Source organism: Kitasatospora sp. NPDC092286 (assembly GCF_044755565.1).
Classification (GTDB): domain Bacteria; phylum Actinomycetota; class Actinomycetes; order Streptomycetales; family Streptomycetaceae; genus Kitasatospora.
This window is the reverse complement of sequence record NZ_JBIVRD010000029.1, coordinates 104,817-113,712: the sequence shown is the minus strand read 5'-3', so window position 1 is coordinate 113,712 and position 8,896 is coordinate 104,817. Positions and strand designations below refer to the sequence as shown.

Sequence of the window (8,896 nt, the reverse complement as noted above, 5' to 3'; positions counted from 1 at the left end):
ACAGCGGGACAACTCACTCGACACAAGCACGGGACAAGACCATGAAACTCAAGGCCACGGAGCTGCCGCATGTCAGAGCTGAGCGGAACCTACACTTCCGCGTTTCCGGCGGAGTCCGGGGGTGTCAGGCCGACGGGTCCACCAGTCCGGCGCGGTAGGCGGTGATCACCAGTTGGACGCGGTCCCGGGCGGCGAGCTTGGCCAGCAGGTGCCCGACATGGGTCTTGACCGTGCCGGTGCTGACGTACAGCTCCTCGGCGATCTCGGTGTTGGTCAGCCCGCGCCCGATCAGCGTCAGCACCTCCGCCTCCCGCCCGGTGATCACCCGCAGCAGCCGCTCCTGTTCACCGCCCCGGGCACCGGCCGACGACGGCGTGGGCCGGGCGGCGAACTCGCGGATCAGTCGGCGGGTGACGCTGGGGGCGAGCAGGGCCTCACCGGCGGCGACCACCCGGATCGCGGCCAGCAGGTCCTCCGGCGGGGTGGACTTGAGCAGGAAGCCGGAGGCCCCGGCGCGCAGCGCGCCGTAGATGTACTCGTCGAGGTCGAAGGTGGTGAGGATCAGGATGCGCACGCCGCTGTCGGCGGTGATCAGCCGGGTGGCCTCCAGACCGTCCGTGCCGGGCATCCGGATGTCCATCAGCACCACGTCCGGGTGCTCGACGCGGGCCAGCCGGACGGCCTGGGCGCCGTCGGCGGCCTCGCCGACGACCTCGAAGCCGTCGGCGGCGGCGACGATCCCGCTCAGGCCGACGCGCACCAGGGTCTGGTCGTCGGCGACGACGACGCGGATCGGCGGACCGTCGCTCATGCCGCATCCGCCCCGGGCGCACCGGCCGGCCCGGTCAGCGGGAGGACGGCGCGGACCCGGAACCCGCCGCCGGGCAGCGGACCGGCGTCCAGCGTGCCCTCGTACAGCCCGACCCGCTCGGCCATCCCGGCCAGGCCGTGCCCGCCGGCCGCGACCGGCCCGCCGCGCCCGGCGTCGGTCACCTCCAGCGCCAGCGCCTCCTCCCCGTAGTCCACGTTCACCCGGGCCGACGCGGCGTGTGCGTGCTTGACGACGTTGGTCAGCGTCTCCTGGACGATCCGGAACGCCGACAGCTCCACCCCCGCCGACAGCTCCCGGACTTGGCCGCGCACCCGCAGCTCGACCTTCAGCCCGGCCTCGGCGCAGCTCGCCACCAGCCGGTCCAGGTCGGCCAGGCGGGGCGCGGGGGGCGGCACGGCGGCCTCGGCACCGGCGTCGCGCAGGACGGTCAGCAGTCCGCGCATCTCCACCATGGCGTCCCGGCTCACCGCCTGGATCGCGGCCAGCGCCTGCTCGGCCTGTGCCGGGTCCCGGCCGATGACGAAACGGCCGTAGCCGGCCTGGACGTTGACCACGCTCATGCTGTGCGCGATGACGTCGTGCAGCTCCCTGGCCAACTGGATCCGCTCCTGGGCGAGTTCGGCCTTGGCGACGTCGGCCTGGTGCTCGCGCAGCGCGGCACTGTACGAGCGGTAGCGGGCCAGCGCGGAGCCGAGCGACCAGGCCGTGACCACCGCCAGCGCGGCCAGCACCAGGTTGTTCCACAGCTCCCGCGAGCCGAACTCGCTCAGCCCGGCGCCGACCAGGCCGAGCACCATGACGGCGGCGCCGAGGCGCGGCGGGCGGGTCGCCGCCACCAGGTAGACGGTCGTCATCGCGGCGATCTCCACCTGGAAGCCGGCCAGGTTGGCGATGGTCAGCTGCCCGGCCACCACGACGACGACCGCCCACGCGGCGAAGACCGCCCCGGCCGCGAACAGCGGGCCGAGCCGGCGCAGCCCCATGGCCACGCCCACCGCCACCACGCACCCCAGCACCGTCACCAGCTCGGCCGGGGCCGGCTTCGGGTATCCCCGGTGGTGCGGGTCGAACACCCGGTAGGCGTCCAGCACCCGCACCCAGGTGATCAGGGTCAGGACCAGGGAGAACATCACGTCGATCGCCACCCACTGGCCGCGACGCAGCCTCTTGGTCACCGGCGGGTGCGGGGCGTTGGACATTTCCCCAGGCTATCGGCGGGCCCGCGGTCGCGGCATCCCCCGGCAGGCCTATGACCACGGGCGGAGGCCGGGCCCCGCGGGAGGCGGCGGTTCCGCCCGCGGTGGGACGACCGGGCCGGGCGTGGACGGGAGCGTGGAGCCGTCAGGGGAGCCACGCCAGTGGAACCACGTCGACGGAAAGGCACGACGATGATCGAGGTACGCGACCTCACCAAGCGCTACGGGGACGCCGTCGCGGTGGACGGGCTGTCCTTCACCGTCCGGCCGGGGCGGGTCACCGGATTCCTCGGGCCGAACGGCGCGGGCAAGTCCACGACGCTGCGGATGATCCTGGGCCTGGATGCCCCGACCCGAGGTCGGGCACTCGTCAACGACCGGCCGTACGCCTCGATGCGGTACCCGCTGCGCGAGGTCGGGGCGCTGCTGGACGCCGGCGCCGTCCACCCGTCCCGCTCGGCCTACCACCACCTGCTCGGGATCGCCGTCACCAACGGCATCGGCGCCCGCCGGGTCCGCGAGGTGCTGGCCCGTACCGGCCTGGAGCAGGTGGCCCGACGCGGGGTCGGGCGGTTCTCCCTGGGCATGAAGCAGCGCCTCGGCATCGCCGGCGCCCTGCTCGGCGATCCGCCGGTCCTGCTGTTCGACGAGCCGGTCAACGGCCTCGACCCCGAGGGCGTCCACTGGATCCGCGGCCTGATGAAGGACCTGGCCGCCGAGGGCCGGACGGTCCTGATCTCCAGCCACCTGATGAGCGAGATGGCCGTCACCGCCGACCACCTGGTCATCATCGGCCGCGGTCGGCTCGTCGCCGACCAGCCCACCGCCGAGTTCCTCGGCGACAACGCGCGCACCGACGTCCTGGTCCGCACCTCGCAGCCGGCCGCGCTGGCCGGGCTGCTGCGCGGGGCCGGGGCGGCCGTGGCGGAGGAGCCCGGCGGAGCGCTGGCCGTCAGCGGACTGGAACCGGCGGCGATCGGCGACCTGGCCGCCACGCACCGCCTCGGCGTCCACGAACTCACCGTCCGGCACGCCTCCTTGGAGCAGGCGTTCATGGACGTCACCGGCGACGCGGTCGACTACCGCGCCGCCCGGACCGGCGCCGCCGCGATGTTCAGGAGGAAGCAGACATGACCGCCCCGACCACCCGTGGCGCCCTGGCCGGAGAGTGGGTCAAACTGCGCAGCGTCCGCGCGACCTACCTGTCCGCGCTCGTCGCGCTGGCCGCCGCACTGTTCATCGGCCTGATCGACTACGGCAGCGCCGCCGACAACTGGGACGCCTGGACCGCCGAGCAGCGCGCCCGCTTCGACCCGGTCCGGTACGGCTTCTCCGGCGGCTTCTACGTCGCCGTCCTGGCGATCGGCACCCTGGGGACCCTGGCCGCCTCCAGCGAGTACACCACCGGCCAGGTCCGCACCACCCTGGCGGCCGTGCCCCGGCGCGGCCAGGTGCTCGCCGCCAAGGCCCTGGTCGTCGGCGGCGCGTCCACGCTGCTCGGACAGGTCCTGGCGTTCCTGACCTTCCTGCTCGGTCAGCGGGCCATCGACGGCAAGCACCTCGCGGTGTCGCTCTCCGCCCCCGGCGTGCTGCGCGCGGTCGTCGGCTGCGGGGTGTTCCTGTCGGCGTTCGCCCTCATCGGCCTCGCGCTCGGCTTCGTCATCCGGCACACCGCCGGCGCGGTCGCGGCGCTGTTCGGCCTCTTCTTCCTGTCGCCGATGCTGCTCGCGCCGTTCGGTGACGGCGTTTCGAGGTTCGGCCTGCAGAGCGCCTTCGAGGGTCTGGGCACCACCGTCGCCTCGGCGGGCGGCGACACCCGGCTCGGCGCGGCCGGCTGCTTCGCGGCCCTCGCCGCCTACCTCGCCGCCGCCCTCACCGCGGCCGCCCTCACCCTCAGCCGTCGCGACGCGTAGCCGGCCGGCCGGCTGCTGCCTGGAGGAGCCCCCGAACGGGAAGTCGGACCCGCCGACTTCCCGTTCCGCGTTTCAGGCGGCTCGCCGGCCGTGGGGGCGGAGGAGTTCAGCCCTGGCCGGCCTGTCGCTCATGGAGCAGGCCCTTTCGCAGGAGTTCGGTGATCCGCAGGACCTGGGAGGTACGGGCCGAGCCGAGGTTGATCAGGTAGGCACCGGTCAACCGCCCGTAGTCCCAGTCCACTTCGAGGGAGGGCAACTTGGCGTCACCGAGAGCGAGGACGGCCGTCAGCTCCTCGACGGCGAAGGCGGCCTCGCGGCGCTGCTCGGCGGTCGCCCGGTTGAGGATCGGCCCCATCAGACCATCTCCCGGTGCGACTCGAACCCCCGCCAGGCCTTCTCCGCGACGGAGAAGGAGGAAAAGCCGCACAGCGATCCGTCGCCGTCTCTCAGCCACTCCCCCGTGATCTCGTTGCGCACCCGGTAGAGCCGGGCGGCGGGATCCCAACGGATCCCGTAGCCGTGGAGCCTGGTGGCCTGAACTCGGACACGATCCATACGAACCCTCCGTACTCGGAATTTCACGGTCTGTGTCCATGTTTGCCCGAAGGCAGCTACCATCGGAAGCCGCGATCTACTTGACCTCGGCCTCGGCGAATGTTGGGGAAACCGCCTTGAACAAGAAGACCCTTGACCCGACCTCATCCCCCTGGGCCCCCTTCGGCGTGCAGCTCCGCAGGTCACGCGAGGGCCGTGGACTCACGCAGGCCCAACTGGCCCGCAAGTGCAAGTACGACCCGTCGTACGTCTCGTTCGTCGAACTTGCGCAGCGCCCGCCGAGTGAGCAGTTCGCTGCCCGGGCGGACGCGGTCCTGGAAACCGGCGGGACACTGTCGCTGATGTACTGGCAGCACCGGCACACGGCCCTGGTCCCGGGCTTCCCGGAGTACGCCAACTACGAGTCGCGGGCCGAGGAGATCCGGCTCTTCGAGATCAATGTCATCCCTGGGCTGCTTCAGACCAAGGCGTACGCAACCGCCTGGGAGCACGGGAATGTCAGGCGAGGAACAGCTACTCAAGAACACGTCGAGGAGCGAGTCAACTTCCTGTTGACTCGACAGCAGTGCCTCCAGCGGACGCCGCCGCCCCTCGTCCACGCGGTGCTCGACGAGAGCTGTCTCCGGCGGCCGATCGGGGGCCGGGATGTGATGGTCGAACAATTGCTACACCTTGAACACATGGCCGAGCAACCGAACATCCTCCTTCAGGTAGCCCCGTACTCCCTGGGCGAAGACCGGCCGTTCACTCGTGTGGTGACCATGCTGACGATGCCTGGCCGCAAGATGCTCGCCTACACGGAGACCGAGCAACGTGGCTATCTCGACCGCGATACGGAGTCCGTAGCGGCGCTGGCCAAGGACTACAATCGGCTCCTGATCGAGGCCATGAACCAGGCCGAGTCGGTAGCAATGATCCGTGCGGTACGGAGGGACTTCGAATGGACGTCGATCTGACTGGCGCTCGCTGGAAGAAGAGTTCATACAGCGGCAGCGGAGGCCAGTGCATCGAGACAGCCGACAACTACCCCGGCATCATGCCCGTCCGTGACTCCAAGGATCCGAGCGGCCCCGCCCTCCTCTTCCCGGCGTCCTCCTGGCAGTCCTTCATCACCGCTGTCCGCACGGGCGAGTTCGACACCCACTGACCGCCCCGGGCCGGGGCGGCGGCAGGGCATCCCGGGCTCGCGCGGAGACCGAGCAACGCAACTGTCTCGGCCGCGATACAGATCCTGTGCCGACGCCGGCCAAGGACTACGATCGAATGCAGATCAAAGCGCTGCGCCAAGCCGCATCCGTGGCAATAATCCGCGCGGTACGGAAGGACTTTGAGGATGGACATTGACCTGGGCAATGCCCTCTGGAGGAAGAGTTCGTACAGCGGTGGCGGTGGTGCATGCGTCGAGACTGCCGAGGGGTACATCAACGTCGTACCTGTCCGTGACTCCAAGGACCCGAGCGGCCCTGCCCTCCTCTTCCCGGCGTCCTCCTGGCAGGCCTTCATTACCGCTGTCCGCACTGGCGAGTTCGACACCCACTGACCGCCCCGGCCCCGCCGCGCCAGGCGGTGGGGCACCCCGGCCTCCCGGAGTGGATAGTCGAACCCGTCGGTGTGCACGTAGTAGATCTGTACGAAGATCCGCCACCGGCATCGCCCGACCGAGCCGGACAGGGGCCGGCGACGGTCAGCGCATCCAACGCCGTACGCACGCTCTCCCCGGCCAACCCCAACCGGTTCAAATCCCGTACCGCGCCGATGACCTGAGTAAGTCCGTGTACTGCTTTCCCCCGACGGTGATCAACCCGTCCTCGCGGCCGTGCTCGACCGACCGGGCCCGGAACTTGGCCGGCATCGTGAAATCGAACTCTCGATCCACAGATTCCAGGCCAAGAGCATATTTCCGGTCGATCGCGCGGACCGCCGGCTCCGCAGTCTGGCGGTCGGCCAGGGTCTCGGCGAACCGCGACACCGTGACCGCGGCGACAGACCCGGCATTCCACACACCCCGAACGCGAGTGCGAACGGCTTCGCCCGAGAACACCTCCTCGGGCTTCTCCCGCAACCACATCGCCAGAGTCCCCTGGGGAACGCGCCGCAACCTGCGCCGCGTGTTCAGGGACCTCTGGCTGCCCCCCAGCGACCGCCTGTCCACGAGACGCCCACACGAACGTCCCAGCGGCATCACGGCCGAACTTCAAAGCCGCCATCGGGCCACCAGGAGACAGTCCCGGGGGCCTCGGCCCCCCGGACGCCCCGCCCGGCAAGAGCCAGGCGGGGGCGTCCGTGAGGCAACAGAGCGCCGATCGCGGCGTGGTCCAGCTCCCCGGCGATGTCTCGGTGTCGGTCAGACCACCGTGTCGTGACGCCGGACCACGCTATTGCCGCTCGCGGAGAAAGGTCTGGACCGAGCGCGTTCCCGATCCATCAGGGTGTCCGAGGACTGCGGCCCTGGCCTTCTGGAGAAGGCCTGGATCAGTAGTCCTCGTAGCCGCCCTCGTGGCCGCCCTCGCGACCACCCTCGTGGCCTCGGACTACCCGGAAGCTGGCCACCACTCCGTGCTCGACGAAGACACCCTCGGTGCAACGCGGGTCCACACCGTCGCTGGAGCTGCGGGGCCCAACGGTGGCGATGGGGGCACCATCGTCACAGACCGCCCCGCGGAAGACCTCGACGGTCTTGTGGCTGTCGTTGCGGATGTTCAGGCTCTTGGCGCCCAGGCCGCTGACCACGGTGATGCAGCCGCCCGAGTGAGCGGAGTAGGTCCGCTCGTTGATGTGGATGCGGCCCTCCTCGTGGTGCTTCCGGTGCCCCTTGCCCTCGTGGCCCTTGCCCTCGTAGCCCTTGCCCTCGTGGCCCTTGCCCTCGTTGCCCTTGCCCTCATTTCCCATGCCGTCGTTGACGAAGGACGCCTGTGCGGGAGCGACCGCCTGCTGGACGACCGGGGCCGCCTGGGTCATCGGCTGGGAAGCGGCCGAGGCGTAGGTGAGGCCGGTCGCGGCCAGGGCCGCGGCGGTTCCTACGGCCGCGGTGATGACGGTTGCGCGGGTGATCTGCATGGAACTTTTCTCCTGATCCTTGTACTGGTCGACTGGGCCGCCGACCTCGTGATTTGAACGTACCGAGGGCGGTCATATCGGGCATATCGAAGGACCGGCACAGGGGGGGCCGAACGGGTGGCGGGGCAAGGATTCAGAGAACTGATGGATCGTCATATAAGTTAGAAAATATGACGATTGACTGGCGGTTGATCCTTCCGAGTGATCCCTGATGCCCACTCACTCCTCCGGCGGCAGAACGCCCGAAACCGCCGACGCGACGAGGTGAGCCGCCTTCAGGGAACGAGACGCCCCAAGGGGGAGAGCTCTGCCCGCCGACGCCGGCGGCGGGCAGGGCTCGGAAGCCGGACCCACGTCGCGCTCGCCGGCTGTTCCCGCAGGTCACCGCCATCAGCCGGGCGGGCCAGGCCCCGGCCGACGACGTACGGAGATCACATCCGGGGTGTCAGGCCACAGCCGAAGCGTCCCGGTAGAGCACGGTGCGGAAGATCCCGGAGACCGTGGCCCCCACCAGGAGCGCGCCCATCAGGAGCAGGGCGGCGAGCAGTCCGCCCGCGATGGCGGGCCCCGCGCTGTTCGACTCCACCCCGAGCATGAATGCCACGAATCCGATGACCACGGCGAGGGCCACGGGCAGCGCGATCCACAGCGAGCCGTACACCTGCCGGGAGAAGGTCCCGCGCACCATCCACGCCGACCGGCGGGTGCCCTCCGCCACCCCGAGGCCGTCGATCATCATGGCGGGCGGCGTCAGGGCGGCGTCAGGGGCGGCCTTCGGTGATGCCGAGGCGGCGTGCCGTCGGCAGCGGCAGCAGGTAGGGGCGCTCGGGTGGGAGGAGGCGCTGGGCCTTCGCCGGGTGGCCGTTCTGAACCAGGGCGGCGATCTTGCGGACCTGCGGGGTGAGGTCGGTGAGGTCGACGATCCAGTCGTCGACGTAGCTGCGGATCAGCGATCTGCCGATGCCGACCTGGATGCTGTAGTGGTTCAGCGCCGCACCCCTCGGCGACCGCTCCGGGTCCCACTGGACGTGGACCTCGGCCTGGGCCACGGCGGCCGGATCGGCGGTGGTCAGGACGGCCCGGGAGAGCGCTTCCTCCCATCCCTCCCGGGTGATCCGAACGGCGAGGATGCGTTCCTGGCCCGGCTTCCGGCCCCAGTTGCTGCGGTGCATCAGCCAGGTGAAGGACGGCTTGATCCATGTCATCCGCTGGAACGAGAACGGCGGCACGAACCGGCCCGCCTTCAGGGCCGGCTCGGCGACGACGGGCGCGTACGCCTGGTAGACGACGATCGTCCGGGCGTCGTGGTCGGCGCGGATCCGGTGCTGGGGCTGCATGCGCGC

At 70.6% G+C, this 8,896-nt stretch carries 13 protein-coding genes; 5 read left to right on the top strand and 8 right to left on the bottom strand.

The genetic code is table 11. The annotated features are described in order from the left end of the window. Positions 1-124 precede the first annotated feature (124 nt). Together ACIQIB_RS27010 and ACIQIB_RS27005 are read right to left on the bottom strand one after the other, a co-directional pair. Positions 125-811 (bottom strand): response regulator, encoded by a 687-nt coding sequence (locus tag ACIQIB_RS27010; RefSeq protein WP_400655934.1) that lies wholly within the window; start codon positions 809-811, stop codon positions 125-127. Further along, a complete protein-coding gene (locus ACIQIB_RS27005; protein ID WP_400761190.1) occupies positions 808-2,031 on the bottom strand; it encodes a sensor histidine kinase in 1,224 nt (407 codons plus the stop codon). Before ACIQIB_RS27005 ends, ACIQIB_RS27010 begins: the two co-directional genes overlap by 4 nt. 189 nt (positions 2,032-2,220) lie before the next feature. Between ACIQIB_RS27005 and ACIQIB_RS27000 the strand changes: the two genes are divergently transcribed. After that, on the top strand, positions 2,221-3,162 hold the full coding sequence (locus ACIQIB_RS27000; RefSeq protein ID WP_400655930.1) for an ABC transporter ATP-binding protein: 942 nt from the start codon (positions 2,221-2,223) through the stop codon (positions 3,160-3,162). Then, complete coding sequence (locus ACIQIB_RS26995) at positions 3,159-3,941, top strand: hypothetical protein (RefSeq protein WP_400761187.1); 783 nt, start codon at positions 3,159-3,161, stop codon at positions 3,939-3,941. Before ACIQIB_RS27000 ends, ACIQIB_RS26995 begins: the two co-directional genes overlap by 4 nt. A gap of 106 nt (positions 3,942-4,047) precedes the next feature. Here ACIQIB_RS26995 and ACIQIB_RS26990 read toward each other — a convergent pair whose 3' ends face one another. Next, a complete protein-coding gene (locus tag ACIQIB_RS26990; RefSeq protein ID WP_400655926.1) occupies positions 4,048-4,296 on the bottom strand; it encodes a hypothetical protein in 249 nt (82 codons plus the stop codon). After that, positions 4,296-4,496 carry a hypothetical protein gene (locus ACIQIB_RS26985; RefSeq protein WP_363608016.1) on the bottom strand — a complete coding sequence of 67 codons (201 nt, stop codon included), beginning with the start codon at positions 4,494-4,496 and terminating at the stop codon, positions 4,296-4,298. Before ACIQIB_RS26985 ends, ACIQIB_RS26990 begins: the two co-directional genes overlap by 1 nt. A gap of 116 nt (positions 4,497-4,612) precedes the next feature. Between ACIQIB_RS26985 and ACIQIB_RS26980 the strand changes: the two genes are divergently transcribed. The 3 genes from ACIQIB_RS26980 to ACIQIB_RS26970 all read left to right on the top strand — a co-directional run bounded on the left by ACIQIB_RS26980 (position 4,613) and on the right by ACIQIB_RS26970 (position 6,036). Continuing rightward, positions 4,613-5,452, top strand: a complete 840-nt coding sequence (locus tag ACIQIB_RS26980) for a Scr1 family TA system antitoxin-like transcriptional regulator (RefSeq protein ID WP_400761184.1) — start codon at positions 4,613-4,615, stop codon at positions 5,450-5,452. Beyond that, positions 5,437-5,643, top strand: coding sequence for a DUF397 domain-containing protein (locus ACIQIB_RS26975; RefSeq protein WP_400761182.1), 207 nt, complete (start codon positions 5,437-5,439; stop codon positions 5,641-5,643). The genes ACIQIB_RS26980 and ACIQIB_RS26975 overlap by 16 nt, the downstream gene beginning before the upstream one ends. A 186-nt stretch (positions 5,644-5,829) precedes the next feature. Then, the gene (locus ACIQIB_RS26970) at positions 5,830-6,036 is read left to right on the top strand and encodes a DUF397 domain-containing protein (protein ID WP_400761180.1); all 207 of its coding nucleotides are present in this window, start codon (positions 5,830-5,832) and stop codon (positions 6,034-6,036) included. Between the two features lie 195 nt (positions 6,037-6,231). On the opposite strand, the gene ACIQIB_RS26965 is transcribed toward ACIQIB_RS26970, so the two are convergent. The 4 genes from ACIQIB_RS26965 to ACIQIB_RS26950 all read right to left on the bottom strand — a co-directional run bounded on the left by ACIQIB_RS26965 (position 6,232) and on the right by ACIQIB_RS26950 (position 8,890). Continuing rightward, a complete protein-coding gene (locus ACIQIB_RS26965; protein WP_400761178.1) occupies positions 6,232-6,564 on the bottom strand; it encodes a hypothetical protein in 333 nt (110 codons plus the stop codon). A 404-nt stretch (positions 6,565-6,968) separates the two neighbouring features. After that, positions 6,969-7,553 carry a hypothetical protein gene (locus ACIQIB_RS26960; RefSeq protein WP_363608021.1) on the bottom strand — a complete coding sequence of 195 codons (585 nt, stop codon included), beginning with the start codon at positions 7,551-7,553 and terminating at the stop codon, positions 6,969-6,971. Positions 7,554-7,998: 445 nt separating this feature from the next. Then, a complete protein-coding gene (locus ACIQIB_RS26955) occupies positions 7,999-8,292 on the bottom strand; it encodes a hypothetical protein (protein ID WP_400761175.1) in 294 nt (97 codons plus the stop codon). A gap of 22 nt (positions 8,293-8,314) precedes the next feature. Further along, the gene (locus ACIQIB_RS26950; protein WP_363608024.1) at positions 8,315-8,890 is read right to left on the bottom strand and encodes a DUF4291 domain-containing protein; all 576 of its coding nucleotides are present in this window, start codon (positions 8,888-8,890) and stop codon (positions 8,315-8,317) included. Between the last annotated feature and the right edge of the window lie 6 nt (positions 8,891-8,896).